At 33.5% G+C, this 24,641-nt stretch carries 17 protein-coding genes; 14 read left to right on the plus strand and 3 right to left on the minus strand.

The genetic code is table 11. The features are described 5' to 3' along the window. Positions 1 to 12: 12 nt before the first annotated feature. Complete coding sequence (locus ILYOP_RS01145) at positions 13 to 3,366, minus strand: DUF748 domain-containing protein (protein ID WP_013386669.1); 3,354 nt, start codon at positions 3,364 to 3,366, stop codon at positions 13 to 15. A 777-nt stretch (positions 3,367 to 4,143) separates the two neighbouring features. Between ILYOP_RS01145 and ILYOP_RS01150 the strand changes: the two genes are divergently transcribed. The 14 genes from ILYOP_RS01150 to mnmA all read left to right on the plus strand — a co-directional run bounded on the left by ILYOP_RS01150 (position 4,144) and on the right by mnmA (position 20,947). Further along, complete coding sequence (locus tag ILYOP_RS01150; RefSeq protein ID WP_013386670.1) at positions 4,144 to 4,341, plus strand: hypothetical protein; 198 nt, start codon at positions 4,144 to 4,146, stop codon at positions 4,339 to 4,341. A gap of 213 nt (positions 4,342 to 4,554) precedes the next feature. Beyond that, positions 4,555 to 5,712, plus strand: coding sequence for an ABC transporter substrate-binding protein (locus ILYOP_RS01155; protein WP_013386671.1), 1,158 nt, complete (start codon positions 4,555 to 4,557; stop codon positions 5,710 to 5,712). Between the two features lie 25 nt (positions 5,713 to 5,737). Beyond that, complete coding sequence (locus ILYOP_RS15030; protein ID WP_013386672.1) at positions 5,738 to 8,029, plus strand: sensor domain-containing diguanylate cyclase; 2,292 nt, start codon at positions 5,738 to 5,740, stop codon at positions 8,027 to 8,029. A 116-nt stretch (positions 8,030 to 8,145) separates the two neighbouring features. Next, positions 8,146 to 8,724, plus strand: a complete 579-nt coding sequence (gene coaE, locus ILYOP_RS01165) for a dephospho-CoA kinase (protein WP_013386673.1) — start codon at positions 8,146 to 8,148, stop codon at positions 8,722 to 8,724. A gap of 183 nt (positions 8,725 to 8,907) precedes the next feature. Continuing rightward, positions 8,908 to 11,073: a peptidase U32 family protein gene (locus tag ILYOP_RS01170; RefSeq protein WP_013386674.1), complete on the plus strand. Its 2,166-nt coding sequence runs from the start codon at positions 8,908 to 8,910 to the stop codon at positions 11,071 to 11,073. A 12-nt stretch (positions 11,074 to 11,085) separates the two neighbouring features. After that, a complete protein-coding gene (locus tag ILYOP_RS01175; RefSeq protein ID WP_013386675.1) occupies positions 11,086 to 11,583 on the plus strand; it encodes a phosphatidylglycerophosphatase A family protein in 498 nt (165 codons plus the stop codon). 18 nt (positions 11,584 to 11,601) lie between these two features. Further along, positions 11,602 to 12,810 carry a CinA family nicotinamide mononucleotide deamidase-related protein gene (locus ILYOP_RS01180; RefSeq protein ID WP_013386676.1) on the plus strand — a complete coding sequence of 403 codons (1,209 nt, stop codon included), beginning with the start codon at positions 11,602 to 11,604 and terminating at the stop codon, positions 12,808 to 12,810. Further along, on the plus strand, positions 12,810 to 13,358 hold the full coding sequence (locus ILYOP_RS01185; protein WP_013386677.1) for a helix-turn-helix domain-containing protein: 549 nt from the start codon (positions 12,810 to 12,812) through the stop codon (positions 13,356 to 13,358). Before ILYOP_RS01180 ends, ILYOP_RS01185 begins: the two co-directional genes overlap by 1 nt. A 28-nt stretch (positions 13,359 to 13,386) precedes the next feature. After that, positions 13,387 to 13,908, plus strand: coding sequence for a KdsC family phosphatase (locus ILYOP_RS01190; RefSeq protein WP_013386678.1), 522 nt, complete (start codon positions 13,387 to 13,389; stop codon positions 13,906 to 13,908). A 21-nt stretch (positions 13,909 to 13,929) separates the two neighbouring features. Next, the gene (locus ILYOP_RS01195) at positions 13,930 to 16,449 is read left to right on the plus strand and encodes a DegV family EDD domain-containing protein (RefSeq protein WP_013386679.1); all 2,520 of its coding nucleotides are present in this window, start codon (positions 13,930 to 13,932) and stop codon (positions 16,447 to 16,449) included. Between the two features lie 316 nt (positions 16,450 to 16,765). Then, positions 16,766 to 17,689 carry a PTS sugar transporter subunit IIA gene (locus ILYOP_RS01200; protein WP_013386680.1) on the plus strand — a complete coding sequence of 308 codons (924 nt, stop codon included), beginning with the start codon at positions 16,766 to 16,768 and terminating at the stop codon, positions 17,687 to 17,689. A 12-nt stretch (positions 17,690 to 17,701) separates the two neighbouring features. After that, the gene (locus ILYOP_RS01205) at positions 17,702 to 18,982 is read left to right on the plus strand and encodes an ArsB/NhaD family transporter (RefSeq protein WP_013386681.1); all 1,281 of its coding nucleotides are present in this window, start codon (positions 17,702 to 17,704) and stop codon (positions 18,980 to 18,982) included. 142 nt (positions 18,983 to 19,124) lie between these two features. Then, complete coding sequence (locus ILYOP_RS01210) at positions 19,125 to 19,847, plus strand: biotin--[acetyl-CoA-carboxylase] ligase (protein WP_013386682.1); 723 nt, start codon at positions 19,125 to 19,127, stop codon at positions 19,845 to 19,847. Between the two features lie 29 nt (positions 19,848 to 19,876). After that, positions 19,877 to 20,947, plus strand: a complete 1,071-nt coding sequence (gene mnmA / locus ILYOP_RS01215) for a tRNA 2-thiouridine(34) synthase MnmA (RefSeq protein ID WP_013386683.1) — start codon at positions 19,877 to 19,879, stop codon at positions 20,945 to 20,947. A gap of 38 nt (positions 20,948 to 20,985) precedes the next feature. Here mnmA and ILYOP_RS01220 read toward each other — a convergent pair whose 3' ends face one another. Both ILYOP_RS01220 and ILYOP_RS01225 read right to left on the minus strand, forming a co-directional pair. Then, complete coding sequence (locus ILYOP_RS01220) at positions 20,986 to 23,241, minus strand: hydratase (protein ID WP_013386684.1); 2,256 nt, start codon at positions 23,239 to 23,241, stop codon at positions 20,986 to 20,988. A gap of 83 nt (positions 23,242 to 23,324) precedes the next feature. Next, positions 23,325 to 24,356 (minus strand): isocitrate/isopropylmalate dehydrogenase family protein, encoded by a 1,032-nt coding sequence (locus ILYOP_RS01225; protein ID WP_013386685.1) that lies wholly within the window; start codon positions 24,354 to 24,356, stop codon positions 23,325 to 23,327. Positions 24,357 to 24,641: the final 285 nt, after the last annotated feature.

Consider the following 24,641-nt stretch of genomic DNA (forward strand, 5'->3'; position numbering starts at 1 on the left):
CACAGCCTTTTTCTATGGAGAGATGAAAATTACATCAGCTTGGGGATAAATTCTCTTTCCAGTGGAAACCTCTACTGAAATTCTATTGTCTAGAGATTTTTCCCTGAAATAAGTTATGATTTTTTCTTTTCTAGAGTTCATAAGTTCATTGACTTGGGATTCTAAATCTTTAGAATCCTTTGAGGACATAAGAATAATATCTTTTATGCTCTTTAGTCTAAGAAGCTCTGTCTCTCTGAAGAAGTCTGTATAGAGGATAAATTTGACATTTAATTCCTCCCTTTCTTTTAGCATCTTTGATATTTTTTCTAACTTTTGAATTTCAGTCAGAGCTAAATTATCTGAAAGAAAGATAAAGTTTATCTTTGATATTTCTTCAGACTCTATTGTTTTTGTAATAATATTTAGTGGAGATGTAACTGTTTTTATCAATATACTCTTTAAACTTTGTATAAAAATATCTCTAAGCTTAAATTGTGGATTATTTAAGTCTCCTGAAATAGGTATCTTTAAATTAAAGTTTCCACTTTTATCAGAAAGTATTCCCACAGCTGTTTTCAAGGGGATGGAGGTGTTGTTTCCAGTTGATTGTCCTAAAGATATATTTTTGAAGGTTATGTCATTCGTTCCATTGAGTTTACCCTTTTCTATTTTGTAGCTTGCTTTCCAATCTGTTTTTCCAGAGTTTAGGTAATTTGGGAAATACAGTTCTAAAATATTCTTGTAGGGTGTGAGATCTAAGTTATTTAGGGTAAATTCTCCGTTAATATCCATTGTTTTGGGTGAAAATTCCCAGTCTTTTCTCAGAGAATATGAACCTTTTGCAGAAAGTGTTCCACCGGTTTTGATAACAGAATCAAGTATAATATCTGTTTTCTTATTTTTAGAAGTTGAAAAATCATTTAATTTCAGCAGTAGTTTATCAATAGGATAAGAACTACTTTTGGTCAAAAGATCGAGATACCCATCAGAGATATTTAATTTTTTTATATCTATTCTCATCTTTGATTTTTCTGATTTTTTAGTTTTTTCAATATTTTCTGTTTTCTTATTAATAACTACGTCAGGGTTTGAAATTATAAGCTCATCGGCATTAAATTCATCTTTATTCAGTCGGTTTAAAATTAAACTGATATTATTTCCTGAAAAAGATAAGTATTTATTTTTTCCGAAGATTCCTTTGAACTCATCGAGATTAAATTTACCTTTTGTAATATTGTATTTTTTATCTTTAATTTGAATAAGAAAGGATGATATTATTTTTTTTGTTGAAAATTCATCTGTGGATTCACTGGCATAAAGGTTCAAATTATCAATAGACAAAGAGTTCTGTGAAGAGAGACTGCCTTTACTGTATGATATGTCTGAATCTAATGTTGCAACACCTTCAATTTTATAGGGAATCTCTTTTAAAAATGGCTCTAGATCCTCTATACCCAGTGAATCTAGGCTTACCTTTCCCCTATACCCTATATCTTTAACATCTTCAGTGAACTCTAAATCCTTATCTAACAGAATATCTCCTTTTATAGCCAAAGAAGTTTTATCATTTAATTTTCCAGCTAAGTTTACCTTTCCCTCTCCTTTTTTAGTAGATAAATTTTCAAATAAACCTTTGATCTCAGTCAGTGAAAAATTATCTGAAAGAATTTGGGAGTTTTGTATATCGAAGTTTGCGACTTTGATCCAGGGTATTTTATTTTTTTCTTTTTCTAAAATTTCTTTATTTTCTGTTTCTTTTGGTTTCGTGGTAAGGTCTAACTTTGCATTTTTCAGATTTATAGAATCTAAAATAAAAGATTCTTTTGATAATTCCTTTGAAAGAAAGGAAAAATCCCCCTCAAATAGATTTTTTTCTTTATCTGACTTGAAGAACATGTTTTTTATCTCTCCAGGGCCTGAAACATCCAATTTTTTATTCTCTATATGATAATGGATTTTATTTGACATTTCAATCTGATCCATGGAAAAACTAGATTCCTTATCATTAAATCCCTCTAAACTTTTCATAGATATATCTGCAGCGGCAGAAATATTAGGATACTTGAAAAGAAAGTCCCCACCTATTGAAAAATCTTTGGAACTCATTTTATAGGGAAGATTTTTAATATATTTAAGGAAATCAAGGTCACCTCCGTTGGCATTTAATTTTCCTTCAATAGTTATGAGCTGAAGTAAATCTTTTGGATTTTTTAATGTTTCTTTCAGCCTTAAAGTGGAATCTGTAGAAATGGATGTTTTTTCATCTAGGCTAAAGTATAACTGGATATCCGACTCACTATTTTTTTCATTTGAGATATTTTTTCCGCTGAGTCCGATCTTTGTTAACGAAGAATTGGAGGTCAAAATAACTGAGTCTGATAGATTGATTTCTCTGATTTTAAAGTCCGGGATTTCAAAAGATTTGTTGGATTTTGTTTTTTTATCTTCTGGAGATTGCTTATAGTCTGCCACAAAATTGTCCAAATTTATTTTGTCTATATTTATACTTAATTTTGGAAAAGAGATTTCGTTTATATTTATATCTCCTGATTTAAAAGAAATGCTTTGAGTCTTATTTTTTATGTTGAAATTTTCTGAATAAACGTCACCTTTCAAAAGATAAACTTTATTTTTAAAATTCCCACTGAAAGGAATTTCTGCCTTTATGTTACCTGTGAGAGAGTCATAACCCTTTATCTTCTTTATTATAAAAGAATTTTCGTCTAAAGTAATGTTTTCAGCATTAAAAACTCCTTTGAAATCTCCTGTGGAGGTGTCCGCCTCTAAAGAAAGAGCTATAGAATCTTTTTTTGAAAGTTCCAGTCCAGATGAAAAATTTACTGTATTATTTTCATACTGGAATTTTGGAGATTTGAATTTCACCATACTGTCACCTTTTATAGTTCTGTCTGAATAATATAAGGTGTATCTGTCTACAAGTATATTTCCTACACCTATTTTCTTGAAAAACATATCGTTTTCTTTTGATTCTATATTTTTACCGGAACTCATTTTTTTTAATATATCATCAAAGTTTTTACCCTTATCAGAAACTTCATATCTGAAAGTGGGGTTTATAAGAGAGATTTCCTTGAAATATAGGGTTTTTACTATGAATTTTGTAGGATCTATATTTATATTGAATGAATCAAAAGAGAGAAATATATCTTTTTCATCGGCTTCCATAATTTGGAAATCCTCTAAATATATGGTTGCCGTGAGATGATTATATTTAAATTTTCCTGAATTTATTTTTCGTCCAAGGGTTTCTTCGAGTTTTTTAATAGCTGTATTTTTTATGTAAACAGGGAATTTCACAAGAAAAAAGAAAAGCATGAGTGTCAAAACCACACTGGTAATTATTATTTTTTTATTTGGTTTCATAATTATACCTCCGAAAAGATTACTTACTATTATTATACAATAGTGAGATTAGCTCTCCTGTATTAGATGGACTTAAATAATATTAAGTTTATATTTTTAAAAATTATTGAATTTCTCCAAAGTTCTGTTACTTTTCCTTGATGAAAAGTACCCCAAGGGCATTTCCTCCCTCTGGTCAGGGCATAACCAAAAATCAAGGCCTGTGAAAAATAAGCTAAATGCCTTCGGAAATCTAAGTAAAGTAATGATACTCAGAAATTAAGTTTCTGAGAACCATAAAATATACTCGTATAACTCGTTATTTTTTGGCTACTCGCTTCGCTCAGACAGTTGATTTTTTCTAGAGATTTCTCTCAGTCATTCTTAACGCTTATTTTATCAATGGCCAAAAAAATTTCAAAAGATTTAAAGAAAATCATTTAAGATTTTGAATTTCCCCTTTAAAAAATGCCGTTAAGAAATCATCTTGTGAAATCCACTTTCATTGAAATAAGGAGGTTTACCGACTATATTTCAATAGAAAGTTAGTTCAGAAGGGATTTGACTTAGAAAATAATGAGTGGAACGAATATATTTTCTAGTTCTTGTAAAATTTATTTTTACAAGTTTCATTAATTTTAATTGGGTGCCTTTTCTTTGGTTACTTTCTTTGGGCAAGCAAAGAAAGTAACACAGGTTTTCAGATAAATTCAATAATTTATTTTAGACAGGAACTTGAGTAAAAAATGTGTGGGTGCTATAATGAGTATATAATTATCTTATGAGGAGGTATCTTATATGACAAAAGAGGAATTTTTAAAATCTATAAATATCACAGAAGAGACTCTGAGAGCAGAGGGAAAAGAGGTTGTGAAGTTTGATGACGGTGACCCAGAATGCCTAGGGTGGGAAGTGAGATACGTAGATAAGGAAAATATAGAGGTTATATTAGGATGTAAATGTAGTGACACAGGGAGTATTCATACTAAGATGTAAAAGAATCTGGATTTTTCCAGATTTTTTTATTGGTTACTTTTAGATGGGAAATTGTTTTTAATATATATATAAACTAGTAAACTATTGTAATTATTACAATAGTTATCGGTTACATCTTGTTATTGTTGCAATAATAAAATATAATTAAGTGTCTTAAAAAATTTTAATTTAATCGTGATTAATGAATATTTTTAATTATAGAGGGGTGTTCTTTTGAAAAAAGTAATTGTTATTTTGATTGTGGTCCTATCAGGACTTTTTTTATGTAAGGAGATAAGCAATAGAAATACTATAAGTATAGGGGTGATTACCACACTTTCTGGAGAGGAATCTAGCTTGGGAATATCAGTGTTAAATGGTATAGCAATGGCTGCAGAAGAGTTTAACAAAGACAAAAAGTTTTATGAAAAGAAAGTTATTTTGACAATAAAAGATGATAAAAATGACTTTGAAGAATCAAAAAAATCTGCGGAAGAACTCATAGATGCAGGGGTTGTAGCTATACTGGGACCTGCCTTATCTGAGGCTGGGATAGCAGTAAGTGAAGTGGGGAATAAAAGAGAAAAGCTCATAATAAGTCCTACAGTGGCAACCAAAAAACTTTCTGGTAAGGACGACTATTTTATAAGAGTGACGCCTTCTGTAGATAGAAATGCAGTATCTCTTGCAGAGGTATCTAGAGATTATATGGGTATGAAAAAAATATTACTTATTTATAATGAGAAGAATTTGGCTTATACAGAATCTTTTAAAGATAAGTATATAGAAAAATTCACAGAAAATTCTAATTACGAGAATTTTGTTTATATAAAAAAGTCTTCAGAAAAAATAGCTTCCTATTTTACCAAGATAAAAGATGAGATCGACGGAGTGGTAATAATAGCAAGTCCAATAGATACAGCAGAAATAACACAGAAGATAAAGAAAATAAAAAGAGATATAAAAATATTGGCTTCAGACTGGGCATATCATCAGAATTTTATAACCTATGGTGGGAAGTACGCAGAAGGGGTATATATCGCTGTTAATTATGATGATGCTTATTTTAAAAAAGAGAAAGGATATTTAGATGAAAGATTCAAAAATTTTAAGAAAAACTACATAAATAAGTTTAAAGAAGATCCCAATAACGGATCTCTTAATGGGTATGAAAGCTTTAATATTTTGGTTTATGCAATAAGAAGAAATAAAGGGAACAGCGAGAATCTAAAAAGAGAAGTGTTATCCACTGAATCAGAAAAATATTTTTTACAGCCTGGAAAATTTGATAAATATGGTGACTGTGAAAGAGATACCTTTGTATTTCAGGTAAAAAATAAAAAGTTCAAAAGGTGGAATTTTAGAAAAACTGAAATATCTGGGAAAATTTAAAATCTGAAACTAAGGATGGATTAAAATGAAGAAAAAAAGTTTAAAGGAGTTTTTATTTAAAAAAATAATTATCATGGTGATTCTTCCCATGTTTATATTAAGCTGTGCATCTATATTGATATCTGTGAACAGCATAAGAAAGAGAATAGAAAGAAAAAATATAGCAGTAATAAATATGGTAAATCATTTTGTGGATCATTATGAAGAGCTAATTATGCAGGTGGGGGAAGTTTTTTATGAAAAGCATGTAGTTGAATCTGAAAAAAATAACTATCTCAATACTTTGGTAAAGACTCATCATATTTTAGGTAAAATTGAGATTTTGAATTTAAAAGGGGTTATAAAGTATTCCTCTCAAGGTTCTGAAAAAATTGGATATGACATGTCTAACTTTGAATTCGTAGAAAAGGCTATAGAAAATGATGAATACCACTGGTCAGAGGTGATGCAGTCTTCATCAGATGGAACTCAAGAAATTATGCTTGCCAAAAGACTCGGGGAAAATATTCTTGTGGGATACGTAAATATTGAAAATCTTAATATCATTTTGAAAGAAAGTCTTAAAAATACAGGAAGTAAAATGGTTGTATTGGACAACATCGGAAATATAATTTTTTACGATATAGATGGAATGGATTCTGAGAGAAAAAGTGAAATCAAATACAAATATATATCGGCATTGGAAAATAATAATTCAAAAAACGAAAATTTTATAAAGGGAAGAGACACCATAATAGAAAACTATGGTAGAATTGGAAAAACAGGGTGGGATATACTATTAGTAGAAGATGTAAGCAAAGGTTTTATCTTTTTATGGGATTTTTATAGACAGATAGTTTTTGGTATCGGGCTGTTTACCTTGATTATAATTTATATTTCTTATTCTGGACTTGATAAACTTTTGAAAGATATGAATAAATTGAAACTTATCTCCGAAAAGGTATCTGCCGGAGAGTTGCCTGAGACATTGAATTATGAAATATCAGAAACAGAGGATTTGGCAGGCAAGTTCAGACTCATGGGAAAAGTGGTTTTAGAAAGAGAGAAAAATATAAAGGAAAAAGCTGCCTTTCTCCAAAATCTACTAGATACGATACCTAGCCCCGTTTTTTATAAGGATAAAAATCACGTTTACTTGGGTTGTAATAAGGCCTTTGCAGAGTACATAGGAGTAAAAAAAGGGGAACTTCCAGGTAAAGGTGTATATGATGTATCCCCGAAAGATAAGGCGGATATATACAAAGAGGCAGACGATAAACTCCTAGAATCTGGAGAGGAACAGGTTTATCATTCAAAGCTAATGGACAAAGATGGTAAAATAAAGGATGTGAAGTTTTATAAGTCTGTATTCAGAGATCTAAATGGACAAAAAAATGGAATTATAGGAGTCATACTAGATATAACGAATCTAAAGGAAGCTATAAGAACTGCAGAGAAGAAAGAAAGGATGATAGAGATTCTTTTAGATACTGTTCCTCTTCCTATCTATTACCAGGACAAGGACGGGAAATATATAAACTGCAACAAGGCATTTGAAGAGCTTGTGGGAATGAAAAAAGATAAAATTAAAGGTAACTTACAAGAGAGTGTTTGGGGAGAAAAGCTGGCAGGTTGTTCTGCCAAAAGAGATATGGATCTTCTCAAGAATAAAAAACATCTGAAGAGTGAAAACAATATAATAGATAAAAATAGCGAAGCCAGGATTGTAGTATTTGATAAGACTCTTTTTTATACTGAGGAAGGGGAGATCGGAGGAATAATAGGTGCAATATCAGATATTACAGATATAAGGCACATGCAAGAAGAACTAAAAGTTTTATCGATAAAAGACAGTCTGACAGGGATATACAACAGGCGTGGATTTGAAGAGATGTCTGAAAGGATTTTCAAGGAATCTTTAAGAAATAAAAAAAATGTTTCAATTATTATGCTGGATATAGATAAGTTTAAATTGTACAATGACCATTATGGTCATCAGGCTGGAGATGAGTGTCTGAAAAAGATAGCTGAAAAACTTGAGAAATCCTGTAAAAGACCTTCGGATATTGTAGGTCGTTATGGGGGAGAGGAGTTTATAATTTTTCTTCCGGATACGACTTTAGAGGGGGCTAGAACTGTGGCAGAAAAAATAAGGAAAAATATAGAAAATATGGAAATAGAGCATGTAAAGTCAAGACACGGAGGTGTAGTTACAGTCAGCCTAGGGATATCAGCCACTGTACCAAATAATGAATATGAAATGGAAAAACTAATCGGTAAGGCAGATAAAATGCTTTACCAGGCAAAAGAGCTAGGAAGAAACAGAGTTGAGGGATAGTAAAAAATCTAGAATCCAGAGTGGATTATTTTTATCCAGTCTTTAAAAAATAATCTGGAAATTATAAAAAAATTAAAAGACAGAGGTAAAATATAGATAAATTTAGGAGGAAGCAGATGATCATCGGTCTGACTGGAGGGATAGCCTCTGGAAAAAGTACAGTATCTAAAATATTGAGTAAGATGGGAATAATAGTTGTAGATGCTGATATAGTAGCTAGGGAAGTAATGGAGTCAAAAGAAGTGATAAAGAGAATTTCAGATGAGTTCGGGGAAAATATATTAGATAAAAAAGGTAAATTGGACAGATCAAAGCTGAGAGAGGTTGTTTTTTCATCTAAAAAAAGTGTGGGGAAACTAAATTCTATAGTTCATCCCACTGTGATAGAAAGATTTGAAAATGAGAGAAAAAAATCTATTATAACAGGGGAGATGCTTGTTTTTGACATACCTCTTCTTTTTGAAGCAAAGATGGAAGATCTGTGTGATAAAGTAATAGTGGTCTATGTGGACATCGAAACTCAAATAAAAAGAGTGATGGAAAGAGACGGAAGTAAAAGAGAAACTGCCATAAATATAATAAAAAACCAGATGCCTTTGTCTGAAAAATTAGAAAGAGCAGATATAAAAATAAAAAATGACGGAACAATTGAAGAGCTTGAGAAAAAGATAAAAGATGTTTTTTCAAAAGTTTAAAAGATATATTATGAAATATATTAAAAAAAACCTAAGAAAATATTTATAAAAATCAAGGTTAATTGTAATACAGAAATAGAATAATATTTAGTTAAGTATAGGTTACCAAAGTTTTGCAAAATCAAATCCCCTGTGATATAATTAGGGATAATGTTATGTTTCGATACAGAGGAGAGAGAAGTTATGAACATAGTGGCTCCAGCAGGAAATATGGAGAGATTTTACGCCGCTGTAAAGGCAGGGGCCGATGAAATATATATGGGTATCAAGGGGTTTGGAGCCAGGAGAAATGCTGAAAACTTTACTCTAAGTGAATATATGGAAGCCCTTGATTATGCTCATGAAAGAGGGGTAAGGATTTTTCTTACCTTGAATACTGTGATGAGAGATAAGGAGATTGAAGCCCTTTATGAAAATATAAAGGTTTTATATGAGCAAGGGTTAGACGCAGTTATAGTACAGGATTTAGGACTATTTAGATTTATTAAGGATAATTTTCCAGATATTTGTATACACGGAAGTACTCAAATGACTGTGGCTAATCATATAGAGGCAAATTATCTAAAAAAAATAGGGTTTTCAAGAGTTGTTTTATCAAGAGAGCTCTCTTTCAAAGAGATAAAGTCAGTAAAGGAAAATACTGAGATAGAGCTTGAAATATTTGTTTCAGGTGCTCTTTGTATATCTTATTCTGGAAACTGTTATCTGAGCAGCTTTATAGGTGGTCGAAGCGGAAACAGAGGACTTTGTGCCCAGCCTTGCAGAAAGGAATATACAAATTCTCAAGGAGAAAAAGGGTATTTCCTGAGTCCTAAGGATCAGCTTATGGGACAGGAAGAGATAAAAAAATTGAAAGAGATAGGAATAGAATCCATTAAATTAGAAGGAAGAATGAAGAGTCCCCATTATGTTTTTGAAACTGTGAGCTACTATAGAGGACTAATAAAAGAGATAGGTGTAACTGAAAGAACCTCCCATCTATTTAACAGAGGATATTCAAAGGGATATTTTTACGATGAAAAAAATAAGATAATAAATTCAAAATTTTCCTCTGATTTCGGAAAGTTTATAGGGAGTATAGAGGGGAAAGAGTTAAAAATAGCTGAAGATCTAATGCTTGGAGACGGGATTTCCTATGTATCAAAAGACTACGAGAAACTGGGCGGAGAGAATGTCAGTAAAATAAAAATAAAGGGTAAAACAGAAAATCAAAAGTCTGCACAAGCTAGAGACAGAGTTTTGTTAGATAAAGTCCCTAGAGAAGCCAAGTATGTATATAAAAATTATTCTAAAAGTCTTAATGATGAGATATCAAGAGGGATAAAACAAAATAAAAAAACAATAGACATAGACGGTGTGTTTTACGGTAAAATAGGGGAAAGAGCCACATTAGAGCTAATATGTAAAAATAATAAGGGAGAAAATATTTCAGTTATAGAAAATTCAGAAATATTTTTGGAAGAAGCTTCAAAAAGAGTAATAAGTTCTGAATATATAAAAATAAAACTCAGCGAGACCGGAGAAACTACTTTTTCTATAAATAATCTAAAGGTGAATTTTGACGGAAAGGCATTTATTCCACTTAGTCTCATAAAAAAAATGAGACGAAATGCTACAGAAGTTCTCAGAGAAAAACTAATATTAAGCCACCGTAGACAAGCTAAAAAAGATATAAAAAAAATAGATTACAGCAGATCAAATAATAAAAATATGAAATTTTCAGTAATTGTCTCAAACTCCTCTCAAAGAGATACAGCTGTGAGGTACGGGATAGAAAAAATATATGAAAAAGGTCTGGATGTGGCAAAAGAATCACAGCTAGGAAGAATCGATTTAGAAAGCAAGTTGGCATGGAATTTATATCAGCTTCTTGAAAATAAAAATAATGCCGTAACTGTCAATTGGAATCTAAATATAACCAATACTTATGCTTTAGAGGAAATAAGTAAGATACCAGGTGCAGACACTGTGATAATATCACCTGAACTGAATCTAGACAGAATAAAAGAGATAGGTGAAACAGGGATTAGAAAAGGACTCATGATATACGGTAAATTAAAGGGAATGTTTATAGAGGTACCGATTTTTCAGGAAAATAAAGTTACAATTACAAATGATCAGGGAGATCAATTTGATGTAATTAAAAATTCTATAGGGAACAGTGAATTGTACCTTGAAACCCCTATGAATCTTATACCAAATTTAGAGAAACTTCTAGATGCCGGAATAGATGAACTGGTACTTTTATTTACTGATGAGTCAGAAGAAGAAACAGAAAAGATTTTGAACTCACTAAAAACTAAAACAGGAGAGTACAACCCTTATAATTTTCAAAAAGGGGTTTACTAAGGAGTGGAATAGATGAAGAAAAAAACAGTAAAAAATCTGGCTACATGCTTTGGACTTGGAGATCTTCCAAAGGCTCCTGGAACCTTTGGAACCTTAGGAGGGATACCGATATTTATAGGGCTCACCTTTATCAGAAGGTTTTTTCCAAACAATATGGTATACAATTCCTTTTATTTTATGTTTCTTATAACTCTTTTTGCAGTGGCTGTATATGTGTCAGACATATGTGAAAGGGAGATATATAGAGAGAAGGACCCTCAAAATGTTGTAATAGACGAGGTGTTAGGATTTCTGACGACACTATTTCTTGTCAATCCAGTAGGCGTGGTACAGAATATAGGGGCAATATTTTTAGGGTTTGTCATATTTAGAATACTTGATATAACAAAGATAGGGCCTATATATAAATCACAGATGTTTGGACACGGTGTAGGTGTGGTCTTAGACGACTTTTTGGCGGGAATAATCGGAAACTTTATCATGGTGTGTATCTGGAGTTTTTTCTTTTAATAAAGGTGGAGTAATGGCATGAAAGCATTTATTATTTTGGTAGGAACAGAACTTCTAAGTGGTATGACAGTGGATACAAATAGTTTATTTATGGCAGAGGAACTGAATAAATACGGTATTGAAATATCTTCTAAAATAACTGTTGGGGATAATATAAAAGAGATAATAAAGGCCATAGAATTTGGCAAAAGTCAAAGTGACCTCATAATAATGTCAGGTGGACTAGGCCCTACAATGGATGATTTGACCAAGGAGGCCATCGCCAAATATCTTGGAAAAGAACTGGTGGTAGACCCAGAAGAATACAGAGAGCTTAAAAAAAAGTTTGATAAACTGGGAATAGAGTTTCTAGACAACAATGTAAAAGAAGTGGAAAAACCAGAGGGAGCAGTAAGTTTTGGAAACGGCGCCGGAATGGCTCCAGGAATATATATAGACAGGATAGCGGCTTTTCCAGGAATACCAAGAGAGCTATATAATCTGTTTCCGAAATTCATGGATTACTACGCAAAAGAAAATAAGCTAGAGGATGAGATTTATATAAAGGATATTCTAGTCTGGGGAATCCCGGAATCACATCTAGAAAAAAGAATAAAGAACTTCTTTGATGAAAAAGATATTTTTTATGAGTTCCTGGCCAAGGACTACGGAATAGTTGTCAGGCTTCAGGGGAAAGAAAGTTCAAAAAATCTAGTAGAAAAAATAGTAGAAAAAATATATAATGAAATAGGTCATTATGTAATAGGTGAGGATGGAAAAAGAGTTCAAGACAGTGTAGTGTCTCATCTAAAAACACTAGGTTATAATATTTCTCTGGCAGAATCTTGTACTGGAGGTCAGATAGCTTCGATGCTTGTGGAAGTTTCTGGAGTTTCCAAGGTGTTTTTTGAAGGGATAGTATGCTACAGCAATGATTCTAAGATCAATAGGCTAAAAGTAAGTCCGGAAACACTAAAAGTTTACGGCGCTGTAAGCGAGGAGACAGCCAGAGAGATGCTGGCGGGATTAAAAGGAGATGTGGCCATAGCCACTACGGGAATAGCAGGACCCCAAGGTGGAACCAAGGAGAAGCCGGTGGGAACTGTTTATATAGGGGTCCGTATTTTGGATGAATACTATATAAAAAAATATGAATTTAAGGGTGATAGAAAAAGAATAAGAAGATATTCGTCTATGACTGCTTTGTTTAAATTACTTAAAATGCTTGAAAAGAGGGTGGAATACTAATGTCGTTAGGAGAAAGAATAAAGAAGAATAGAAATGAAAAAGGATTATCACTAAGAGATTTAGCAGGTAGGGTAGATTTGTCTGCAAGTTTTTTGTCTCAGATAGAGCAGGGGAAAGCTTCTCCATCTATAGAGAATCTAAAAAAAATAGCTAACTGCCTTGATGTAAGGGTCAGCTACCTTATAGAAGATGATGAAGTTAAGAAAAATACTGATATAATCAGAAAAGGTGAAAGACACTTTATAGAAAGTATAGACTCTAATACGAAGATCTCACTTTTAACATCATCAGATATAGAAAAAAATATGGAGCCTATTCTTTATGAGATTTATCCAGGGGGAGAAAGTGGAAGAGATTATTATACTCATCCAGGTGAAGAGTTCATCTTTATTTTAGAAGGAACTTTGGAAATATATATAAATGATATGGTTCATTCACTAAATGAAGGAGATAGTCTTTATTTTAAATCTAGCCAAAAACATAGATTTGTAAATAATGGAGATAAAGTGGCTAGGGCTCTATGGGTGGTAACACCTCCGAGTTTTTAGTTATAGACTGAACAGACAAGGAGAAAAAATGCGTGAAAAAGCGAGAAAAGTAAAAATTATAGTCCTCGATGTAGATGGAACCCTTACAGATGGCAAGTTATATACAGACAATAACGGGGTAGAAACCAAGGCCTTTAATGCAAAGGATGGAATGGCCATAGCTCAGGGAATAAAATACGGAATGAAGTTTGCTATTGTAACAGGTAAAAACTCACAGATAGTAAAAGCAAGAGCCCAGGAACTAGGGATAGAAGAGGTATATCAAAAGGTATCCAATAAAATAAAGGTTTTAGATGAAATACTGGAAAAATATAAACTTACCTATGAGGAAACGGCCTATATGGGAGATGACATAAATGATATTCCGGCAATAATGAGAGTTGGAATGTCAGGTGCACCGTTTGATTCTTCTAATGATATACTTCAAATGGTTGACTTTAAGTCCTCTTCTAAGGGAGGAAAGGGTGCTGTAAGAGAGTTTGTCGAGTATATTCTGAGAGAGAAAGGAATCTGGAATAAGGTTCTAGAGGACTATAGAAATAAAAGATAAAGAGGCTGTGGAGGAGATACTATGAAAATTGAAGTAAAAGTTCTTAACGTACAGAGGCTGACAAAACTATTTATTGCATCTAGCAGATGGCTGTCAAAATATGCCGATGTATTGAATGACCTCAATGTGTATCCTGTACCAGATGGTGATACAGGAACCAATATGTCAATGACCCTCCAATCTGTAGAAAACGAACTTGTAAAACTGAATCACGAACCGGATATGGAAGAGTTTTGTGAAATCGTGTCAGAGGCGATACTTTTGGGAGCAAGAGGAAATTCAGGTACTATTTTATCTCAAATAATACAGGGATTTTTATCTGGGATATCCCATACAGAAAATGTAACTGTAGATGATGCAGTGGTGGCCTTTAAAAAGGCAAAAGAAAAGGCGTATCAATCGGTGACTGAACCAGTAGAAGGGACTATACTTACAGTAATAAGAGTAGTCTCTGAAGAAGCTGAAAAGTACCAGGGCCCTAAAGATGATTTTATACTTTTTCTAGCTCATCTTAAAAATGTTGCAGGTAAGGCTGTTGAAGAGACCCCGAATCTACTTCCAAAACTAAAAGAAGCCGGTGTGGTAGATGCTGGTGGTAAAGGGATGTTTTATATTTTAGAGGGGTTTGAAAAATCGGTAACAGACCCGGAAATGCTAAAAGATTTAGAAAGGATAGTGCAATCTCAGTCTAACAGACGTGAAAGGTTAGAACACAGTGTAACTTCTCTTGAAAAAATCAATTTCAAATACTGTACGGAGTTTATTATAGAATCTGGAGATTTTGATCTGGAGAAGTATAAATCTGATATTATAAATTTAGGAGACTCTGTAATATGTGCTCAGACTTCTAAAAAAACAAAGACTCATATACATACCAATAACCCTGGTAAAGTAATAGAAATAGCAGGGAGTTTAGGGGATCTTAATCATATAAAAATTGAAAACATGAAGATACAGCACAGAAATGTACTAACAAAGGATGCAAGATATCAATCAGAAAAATCAATGAAATCAAAGACAGTGTTTAAAAATGAGAATAGTCGTCCAATTGCTTATTTTGCAGTGGCAGATAATCTTCAGATGGGAGAACTCTTTATAAACAGCGGAGCTTCTGCCGTTTTGATAGGAGGACAGACCCAAAATCCAAGTGTTTCAGATTTGGAGAAGACGCTAGATCATATAAAGGCTGAGAAAATAATAATACTTCCAAACAACAAAAATATAATTTCAGCGGCTAAAATAGTTGCTGAAAGATCTATAAAGGAGATTACTGTTATAGAAACAAAATCCATGTTAGAGGGACACTATATTCTGAAAAATAAGATGGAGACTCTGAACTATCTTGTAAAAGGTGTGAAGAGAAATATATCAGTTGAGATCACAAAAGCTGTCAGAGAGACTAAATCTGAGGATATGATGATAAAAAAAGGTGATCATATAGCCCTTGTAAATGGAAAAATCATGAAAAAATCTGATAAAATAGAAACTCTTATAGAGGATGTATACGGATCATATATTTCTGAGGATACTTTGAGTGTTTTTGCAGTAATGGGAAAAGAATCCACAGAAGAAGGTAACAAGGTATTAAAGCCTGGTTTGGATGTAAGGTATTCAGACTATCCTGGAATGCAGGATAATTATTCCTATTATATCTATATAGAAAACAGAGACCCTGAACTTCCAGAGATAGCAGTTGTTACTGATTCAACCTCAGACCTAAGTGAGGAATTTGTTGCAGATATGAATATAGATATAATTCCTCTCAAGCTTAAATTTGAAAGTGATAAATATTATAAAGACGGTATAGATATTTCTAAGGAGGACTTTTGGAGAACAGTATTAAGTAAAAATGTGATTCCAAAAACCTCACAGCCATCCCCAGGAGAGTTTAAAGATCTTTATGAAAGACTATTTAATAAGGGATATAAAAAAATTATCTCTATTCATATTTCAAGTAAGTTAAGCGGTACCCAACAGGCTGCTAAGGTAGCTAGAGGAATGCTTGGCAGGGAAAAAGATGTAGCTATTGTAGACTCTAAATCTGTTACTTTAGGTCTAGGACACCTCGCCTTAGAATCAGCAAGACTTGTAAAAGAGGGACATAGTTTTAATGAAATCTTGGAATGGATAGATGAGGCTCAAAATAAAATAAAGGTATATTTTGTTGTAAAAGAACTTTCTTTCTTAGAAAAAGGTGGCAGAATAGGAAAAGCTTCATCTGTAATAGGAGACGTTTTCCAGATAAAACCGGTTCTGACAATTGAAAACGGAGAGGTTTGCACGGAGAAAAAGCCTATTGGAGAGATAGGAGCCATGAGGTATATGGAAAAAATAATAAAGAATGAATCTAAAAACGGATCAATAATTTTATACACAGGTTGGGGAGGAACTCAGGATGAACTTGATAGTGCTGATCAACTGAGGTCTATAGGAGACAAACAGAAGAAAGCTGACTATAGGGGAAGATTTGAAATTGGTGCCGCTATAGGCTCTCACAGTGGACCTGTTTATGGTATGGTTATTTTTCCAAAAATAAGATAGAAAAAAGCCGGATATTTTTTCCGGCTTTTTTTAAAAGTTGAGATGATAAGTTTAATCAAACATCGATATAAATAAGGCCATTTTTTAAAACTCATTATTCCTTGACAATATCATATATTAGTAGTATAAATAAGTTTGTCATAAAAAATAGTAGTTTTTTTTAAAAAAACTGTTAAATTTAATTTAACACACATACAATGTTTTATCTTTTATATAAATTGACTTGAGGCTAGGAAAATATTAAATAAAGAGTATACTTAGATAGAAGATAACAAACTCTTGCGAGAAATTAATAATAAATTAGGGGGTAAATTTTATGAAGCTTTCCAGTTATTTAGATCCAAAACTTATTTTTACAGACCTAGAGGTAGAAACAAAGGAAGAGGCTATAAAGTTATTGATAGAAAAATCTGCACAAGAGGATAAAAAAATAGCCTCGATGAAAAAAGATATAATAAAAAGTGTTTTAGAAAGAGAAAATGAAATCTCAACTGCCATGGGTCAGGGGATAGCTATACCTCATGCTAGAATTGAAGGTTTGGATGATTTTATAATTATAATAGGTCTCCTTAAAAATCCAATTAAATGTCAAGTTGCTGCACTTCATAAAGAAGATGATGTGAAAATGGTAATACTTTTAGTTTCTGAAGTTCTTAGAAATAAAAGAATGTTAAAAGTAATGTCTGGAATCATGAAGATAGCAGTAAAACACCCGAAGGTTTTAGAAGAGATAAAAAGTAGTTCTAATTCAAATATATTATTTGACTTTATAAAAAATGCCGAAGTTGAAATTGATGGAAAAATAGTAGCAGAAGATGTACAGAGTCCAGAGTTAATGCCTGTACATCCAAACGATACTCTAGACAAAGTGGCCAAAAGACTTATAATAGAGGACAGAACTGGACTTCCAGTGGTTAAAGATGGATATTTTTTAGGAGAGATAACAGAAAGAGAACTTATAGAGTTTGGAATGCCAAAATATACATCTGTTATGCAGGATTTAAACTTCCTTACTGTAGGAGAGCCCTTTGAGGAATATCTAGTAAATGAAAAAATAGCTACAATAGAGGAATTATATAGAAAAATAGACGTCATCACGGTAGACAAAAAAACTCCGATTATGGAGATATGTTTTTTAATGGTAAACAAAGGAAAAACAAGAATTTACGTTGTGGAAAATGGCAAATATTATGGAATGATCCAAAGATCAGACATAATTAAGAAAGTTCTTCACATTTAATGGAGGTATTTAATGTTACAACTGATTGTCGGGTTACTTATTTTTATATTTGTGTTTTTTTTGATAATCACAGAGAAAGTTCCAAGTGTTTTAGCAACAATGGGTGGCGGATTAGCAATGGCTCTTGTGGGCCTTTTAAATGAAGAGCAAGCTCTAGAAGCTGTAGCTTCAAGACTTGAGATAATATTTTTATTGATAGGTATGATGATAGTAGTTCATCTTATATCTGAAACAGGTGTATTTCAGTGGTTTGCAATCAGGGTCGCTCAGATTGTAAGGGGAGAACCCTTTGCCCTTATAGTGTTGCTGTCTGTAGTAACTGCTATATGTTCGGCATTTTTAGATAATGTGACTACAATATTATTGATGGCTCCCGTGTCTATACTTCTAGCGGAACAGCTGAAACAGAAACCCTTTCCATTTATCATGACGGAAATAATGGCTGCTAATATAGGGGGATCTGCCACACTGATAGGAGATCCAACTCAACTAATCATAGGAAATGAGGGAAAGCTTGGGTTCAATGATTTTATAATAAACACCGCTCCGGTATCTATACTAGCTTTTATTTCCCTTATGGTTACAGTTTACATTCTGTACGGAAGAAAGATGATAGTCTCCAGAGATTTGAAAGCTAGAATAATGGATTTAGACGCCTCTAGATCACTTAGAAACATGAGTCTTTTAAAGCAATCGGGAACGATATTTGTGCTTATAATTACCGGTTTCATAATGAATAATTTTATAGATAAGGGTCTGGCTATTATTGCCTTAAGTGGTGCAACAGCACTTATTATTCTTGCTAAGAAAAAACCTGAAGATATATTTAAACATGTAGAATGGGATACACTGTTTTTCTTTATAGGTCTGTTTATTATGATAAAAGGTGTAGAAGAAACTCACCTGATAGATCTGCTAGGGGAAAAAATAGTAAATATTACAGAGGGCAATTTTAATTTTGCGGTAATGCTTATAACCTGGGTTTCTGCATTATTCACATCTGTCATTGGAAATGTAGCCAATGCAGCCACTGTGTCAAAGATAATCCACGTAATGACTCCTTCATTCCAGTCCTTAGGAGATGTAAAGGTATTTTGGTGGGGACTTTCACTGGGATCGTGTCTAGGTGGAAATGCAACAATTCTAGCCTCAGCAACTAATGTGGTTGCCGTAGCTGCAGCAGCAAAGGCGGGATGTAAAATATCTTTTGTAGAATTCGTAAAATTTGGAGCTATAATATCTATTCAAACTCTGGTTATCGCCAGTGCTTATATTTGGCTCAGATATTTATAAAAAGATGGGAATCTATAGATTCCCATCTTTTTATATGACGTGATAGAATATTATGTGTTGTACTAAACCTTTTGAAATTACGTGTAATAGATAAAAAATTCTCTTTATGATATAATTTTATCAAATAAAGGGAGGTATTTAAATGAGAGTTTTTAGGTTTGGTGAGATAGATTCTACCAATAGTTTTTTGAAAAGAGAAAACAAGCTTGAAAATTATGACCTGGCAATGGCTAAAAATCAGACTGAAGGAAGAGGAAGAAGAGGAAACTCTTGGGTCTCAAAGGAAGGAGCCGCACTTTTTAGTTTTGTGCTGAAAGAAAATTCTAAACTTCCTATGGAGGAGTACAGAAAACTTCCTTTGGTGGTAGGAGTTGCTGTTCTTCGGGCACTAAAAAAATTTCAAAGTTTGGATTATAAGTTTAAGTGGACAAATGACATATATGTAAATGAGAAAAAAATATCTGGAATTTTAGTTGAAAAAATAAATGAAAATTTTATAATTGGAATAGGAATAAATGTTAACAATGAAGATTTCGGAGATCTAAAAAATTCTGCAACTTCCCTGAAAATTGAAAGCAATAAAGAATTTAATATAGAAGAGCTAATATTAACAGTTGTAGAGGAGTTTAAAAATTGTTTTGAAGAATTTTTAAATGGAGGCTGGGAACTTATATTAAAGGAGATAAACGAAAAAAATTACTTACTTGATAAACCTGTAACAATAAAGATAATAGATAAGATAACAAGAGGTATAGGGGGAAAAGTTCTAGATGACGGGACTCTAGAAGTAGACGTAGAGGGAATTAAAAAGAGCTTTGATATTGGTGAGGTGCATATTTCTTTTAAGGACAAGGCGGTAAAATGAAAAGCAAAGAGTATAGAGGGAGGTAAGAGTTGAAAAAAAAGGTAGTGGTAGGAATGAGCGGAGGGGTTGATTCTTCTGTGGCGGCATACCTTTTGAAGGAAGAGGGATACGAGGTTATAGGGGTAACATTAAAGCACTTAAGTGATGAAGATTCTGAAAATACCAATACAAAAACCTGTTGTTCACTAGACGATATATATGATGCAAAGATGGCATGTTTTAAGCTAGGGATACCTCATTATGTTGTAGATGCAGTAGAACCCTTTAAGAAGGACGTAATCGATTACTTTATAGGGGAATACTCTAAAGGTATAACTCCTTCTCCCTGTGTAGTCTGCGATGAGAAGATTAAGATAAAAAAGTTGGCAGAAACAGCAGATAAGCTGGGAGCAGATTATATATCTACAGGGCACTACTGTGATGTGAGTTATAGTCAGGAGTTGGGGTCGCATCTCTTGAAACTATCTAAAAATTCTGCTAAAGATCAGACTTATATGCTTTATAGGATCGGAGAAAATATACTGAAAAGAATGCTCTTTCCTTTGAAAAATTTTGAGAAAAAAAAGGTTAGAGGGATAGCAAAAGAAGCGGGAATATCGGTTCATGATAAAAAGGACAGCCAGGGAATCTGTTTTGCACCTGAAGGATATAAAGAACTTCTTAAAAGAATCCTTGGAGAGAAGATTAAACCTGGAAATTTCATCACAAGAGACGGTCATATCTTAGGGCAACACGAGGGGTATCAGCTATACACCATAGGTCAACGAAGAGGGCTAGGAATAAATCTTTCCAAAGTTTATTTTATAACTGGCATAGATTCAGATAAAAACGAGATAATCTTAGGTGATTTTGAAGAGCTTATGAAAAAAGAGGTAGAGTTGACTGACACTGTTTTCCTAGCAGATATTGAAAAACTTGAAAAAATAAAATTATTTGGAAGACCAAGATTTTCTAGTATAGGACTTCCTGGAAGATTGAAAAAAATAGATAATAGAATATTTTTCATTTATGACGAGGAAAACGCAAAAAATTCTCCAGGACAGCATATGGTAATATACTATAAAGACCTTGTTGTAGGTGGAGGAAAAATAATTTTTTAAAAAAATGGATCCAGAATATTATTCTGGATCCATTTAAATTATGATTTTTTATAATAGTTGATAAGGCATCCTTCTATGATAGTTTCTCTTTCTTCATCAGTGAGGTCAGTGAGTGTCAGATCAAATTCCTTGATTTCATCCCCTATAACATAGGCCTTGATAGTGTCCTTTTTCTCGGCTATAGAGTTTTTTATATCTCTGATTAAGATAAAGTCCTCATTTTCAAATGGAACCTCTCCCTCTATAGTAAAAGGAACCATCCCCCAGTTAATAAGGTTTGAACGATACCGCTTGGTAGCGTACTCCTTGGAGATATTGGCCCATCCTCCCAATACCTTTTGGCAGGAAGCCGCCTGTTCACGGGCTGAACCGTCTCCAGGTTTATTTGCATAAATTGTACTTCCGATTCCAGTAGCTTTTGGGTCTATATTTTCCAGTCCAGGAATGGTTTTGATTTTATCAAAAACTTTTTTCAAGTTTATATCTAAGGCTACAGGATCCTTTCCATCTTCTCTTTCTTTTTCAAATATCTGAACGGCCTTTGATTTTTCAACGTACTCAGGAACCCTACGGGACAAAGTAAACTCAGCCAATTTCAGAGGATTGGAACGGAATGACGAGGCCTCTCCAGAAGGAATAAGCTCATCTGTAGTTGTCACAGGATCTTTTATAAAGGCGGTTACCTTTAGCAAAAGATTATCTGTGAGTTTTGGCATTGCAGGCCAGTCCACTATGTTTGGACCAAAAGTCAGTTCTGAGTCCAATGGGTGTTCGTATCCATAATAAACCCTGTTTTTATACACAGTGCTGTCAAATTTATATTCAGGTTTTGTATACTCTATATCTAAGTCTGTTGCAGGAGTAAGGATCCCTCCATTTATGGCAGTTGCTGCTATTGATCTTGCATCCATAAGAGCAACAGATGAGATCTGTCCCTCTCCAGGTTTAGAACCTTCCCTGCTTGGAAAGTTCCTAGTGGTATGACGCAGACTCAATTGATTGTTGGCAGGAGTGTCTCCGGCTCCAAAACATGGGCCGCAAAATGCTGTACGAACTATGGCACCTGCAGCCATAAATTTTGCTGTAGAACCATTTTTTACAAGGCTTAGTGCTGTAGGTTGACTAGAAGGATAAACACTCAGTGAAAAATCATGACTGCTTACTGCTTTGTTGTCTAAAATGTCGGCAACATCCATAAGATTATCATATGTACCTCCTGCACATCCGGCAATGATTCCCTGTTCTGCATGAAGCTTCCCATCAATAATCTTACTTTTCAGATCTATTTTTAGTCCCTGCTCTGCAGCTTCTTTTTCCACCTTTGTGAGAATCTCCTCTAGATTGGCATTGAGCTCTTTTATAGTATAGACATTACTCGGATGGAATGGCAGAGCGATCATAGACTCTACCTCTGATAGATCAACTTGAATCATTCTATCGTAATAGGCTATATTACCGGGCTTAAGCTCTTTGTAGTCTTTAATACGTGAGTGAGTATCTAGATAGTTTTTCACCTTGTCATCTGTAACCCATATAGATGAGAGGCAAGTGGTCTCAGTGGTCATAACGTCTATACCATTTCTAAACTCTACATCTAGATCAGAAATTCCATCACCAACAAATTCCATAACTCTATTTTTGACATATCCATTTTTAAATACAGCTCCGATTATAGCTAGAGCTATATCCTGAGGTCCTATTCCTTTTTTCGGCTTTCCTGTTAGGTATACACCTACAACCTCTGGGCAATTGATATCGTAGGTTTTATTTAAAAGCTGCTTTGCCAGCTCACCTCCACCTTCCCCTATAGCCATAGTTCCAAGGGCTCCGTATCTGGTGTGAGAGTCAGATCCTAAGATCATTTTTCCGCAGCCAGCCATCTCCTCCCTCATATACTGGTGAATAACAGCTTGGTGTGCAGGGACATAGATACCTCCGTATTTTTTTGCAGCGGAAAGTCCAAACATATGGTCATCTTCATTTATGGTACCCCCTACAGCACAAAGACTGTTGTGACAGTTTGTTAGAACATAGGGAATTGGAAATTTTTTAAGACCGCTGGCTCTCGCTGTCTGAATAATACCCACATAGGTTATGTCATGGGAGGCCATACAGTCAAATTTTATATTGAGTTTTTCCATATTATCAGATTTATTGTGAGATTTAAGTATGGAATAGGCTATGGTATTTTTTCTTGCCTCCTCTGGAGTAGTTCCTAAGTTTTTTCCAGAATCAGCAGGGATTATTTCCTTTCCATTTACAAGGTATACTCCAGCCTCACTAAGTTTTATCATTAAAATCCTCCTTAGATATATTTCTCTTTATCAAAAAAATCAGATGTTTCCATCTATAAATAGCGCTGTCAGATATGACAGGCTTATTTAACGATTCTAGAAGAAAATGATTTTATGTGATTTATTTTATCAATGATAGCCTGGGTAATTTCTGTAGTAGTGGCATTTCCTCCCATATCCCTTGTAAGGTGTTTTCCGTCTTCCATTACTTCGATGATAGCTCTAAATACTAACTCAGCTCTGTCAAAATCTCCTAGGAATTTCATCATATGAACTGCACATAAGAGAACAGCAATTGGGTTAGCAAGGTCTTTTCCTGCGATATCAGGAGCACTTCCGTGAACTGCCTCAAAAATAGCGATATCATTACCAATATTTGCACCTGGGACAAGACCTAGTCCTCCTACAAGACCTGCAGCAAGATCAGATAAAAGGTCTCCGTAAAGGTTTGGAGCTACAATGACCTCAAATTGAGAAGGGTTCATAACCATCTGCATACACATATTGTCAACGATAACTTCTGAAAGCTCTATGTTAGGGTAATCTTTTGCCACCTCTCTCACACAGTCTAAGAAGAGACCGTCTGCAAGCTTTAGGATATTTGCCTTGTGGACAGCGGCAACCTTTGTTTTTCCCTGCTGAACAGCGTACTCAAAGGCTGACTTTGCAATTCTCATAGATCCTTTTCTTGTAACTACCTTTTTTGCCACAGCAGTATCTTCATCTTGCATCTCCTCTATACCGATGTAAAGACCCTCGGTATTTTCCCTGAAAATAACAAGGTCGACATTTTCATATTTGGATTTAACTCCTGGTATATTTTTAACTTCTCTTATATTTGAGTATAGATCATATTTTTTTCTAAGCTGGACATTTATGCTTCTAAAACCCTTTCCTATAGGAGTAGCGATAGGTCCTTTGAGGGCAATTTTATTTCTTTCTATACTTTGAAATACCTCATCTGGTACAAGAACTCCAGTTTTTTCAAATACTTCTGAACCGGCGTTGACTACCTCCCACTCTACTTTAAAACCGGCGGCTTCCAATATTTTTACCGTACTTCCTGTAACTTCAGGTCCGATTCCATCTCCAGGGATAAGTGTAATTTTATGCATAACATCTCTCCTTTCTAACATAGTTAGATTTATTATTGATTTTTTTGTTGTTAAAATAGTTTTTACTAAACACTGCTTTTAAATTATACAAAAGATAAGAAGAAAAACCTTTTCATAAACCACATTAATTAAAGTTTGCAAATACATTAACCTCGTATATGATAACATCGGACACTGTATACAGCAAGTTTATTTTTTATATCAAAACAATATATTTGATATATGATGATTATATTGAGGTCTAGTTTTTATAAGAAATTAAATTTATAGTTGATTAGTTCTGGC

Origin of the sequence: Ilyobacter polytropus DSM 2926 (genome assembly GCF_000165505.1) — a bacterium.
GTDB classification, from domain to species: domain Bacteria; phylum Fusobacteriota; class Fusobacteriia; order Fusobacteriales; family Fusobacteriaceae; genus Ilyobacter; species Ilyobacter polytropus.

Coding starts and splice junctions, on each gene's coding strand:
- ILYOP_RS01145 (WP_013386669.1), bottom strand. CDS start 3,366: ATGAAACCAAATAAAAAAATAATAATTACCAGTGTGGTTTTGACACTC.
- ILYOP_RS01150 (WP_013386670.1), top strand. CDS start 4,144: ATGACAAAAGAGGAATTTTTAAAATCTATAAATATCACAGAAGAGACT.
- ILYOP_RS15030 (WP_013386672.1), top strand. CDS start 5,738: ATGAAGAAAAAAAGTTTAAAGGAGTTTTTATTTAAAAAAATAATTATC.
- coaE (WP_013386673.1), top strand. CDS start 8,146: ATGATCATCGGTCTGACTGGAGGGATAGCCTCTGGAAAAAGTACAGTA.
- ILYOP_RS01170 (WP_013386674.1), top strand. CDS start 8,908: ATGAACATAGTGGCTCCAGCAGGAAATATGGAGAGATTTTACGCCGCT.
- ILYOP_RS01175 (WP_013386675.1), top strand. CDS start 11,086: ATGAAGAAAAAAACAGTAAAAAATCTGGCTACATGCTTTGGACTTGGA.
- ILYOP_RS01180 (WP_013386676.1), top strand. CDS start 11,602: ATGAAAGCATTTATTATTTTGGTAGGAACAGAACTTCTAAGTGGTATG.
- ILYOP_RS01185 (WP_013386677.1), top strand. CDS start 12,810: ATGTCGTTAGGAGAAAGAATAAAGAAGAATAGAAATGAAAAAGGATTA.
- ILYOP_RS01190 (WP_013386678.1), top strand. CDS start 13,387: ATGCGTGAAAAAGCGAGAAAAGTAAAAATTATAGTCCTCGATGTAGAT.
- ILYOP_RS01195 (WP_013386679.1), top strand. CDS start 13,930: ATGAAAATTGAAGTAAAAGTTCTTAACGTACAGAGGCTGACAAAACTA.
- ILYOP_RS01200 (WP_013386680.1), top strand. CDS start 16,766: ATGAAGCTTTCCAGTTATTTAGATCCAAAACTTATTTTTACAGACCTA.
- ILYOP_RS01205 (WP_013386681.1), top strand. CDS start 17,702: ATGTTACAACTGATTGTCGGGTTACTTATTTTTATATTTGTGTTTTTT.
- ILYOP_RS01210 (WP_013386682.1), top strand. CDS start 19,125: ATGAGAGTTTTTAGGTTTGGTGAGATAGATTCTACCAATAGTTTTTTG.
- ILYOP_RS01220 (WP_013386684.1), bottom strand. CDS start 23,241: ATGATAAAACTTAGTGAGGCTGGAGTATACCTTGTAAATGGAAAGGAA.
- ILYOP_RS01225 (WP_013386685.1), bottom strand. CDS start 24,356: ATGCATAAAATTACACTTATCCCTGGAGATGGAATCGGACCTGAAGTT.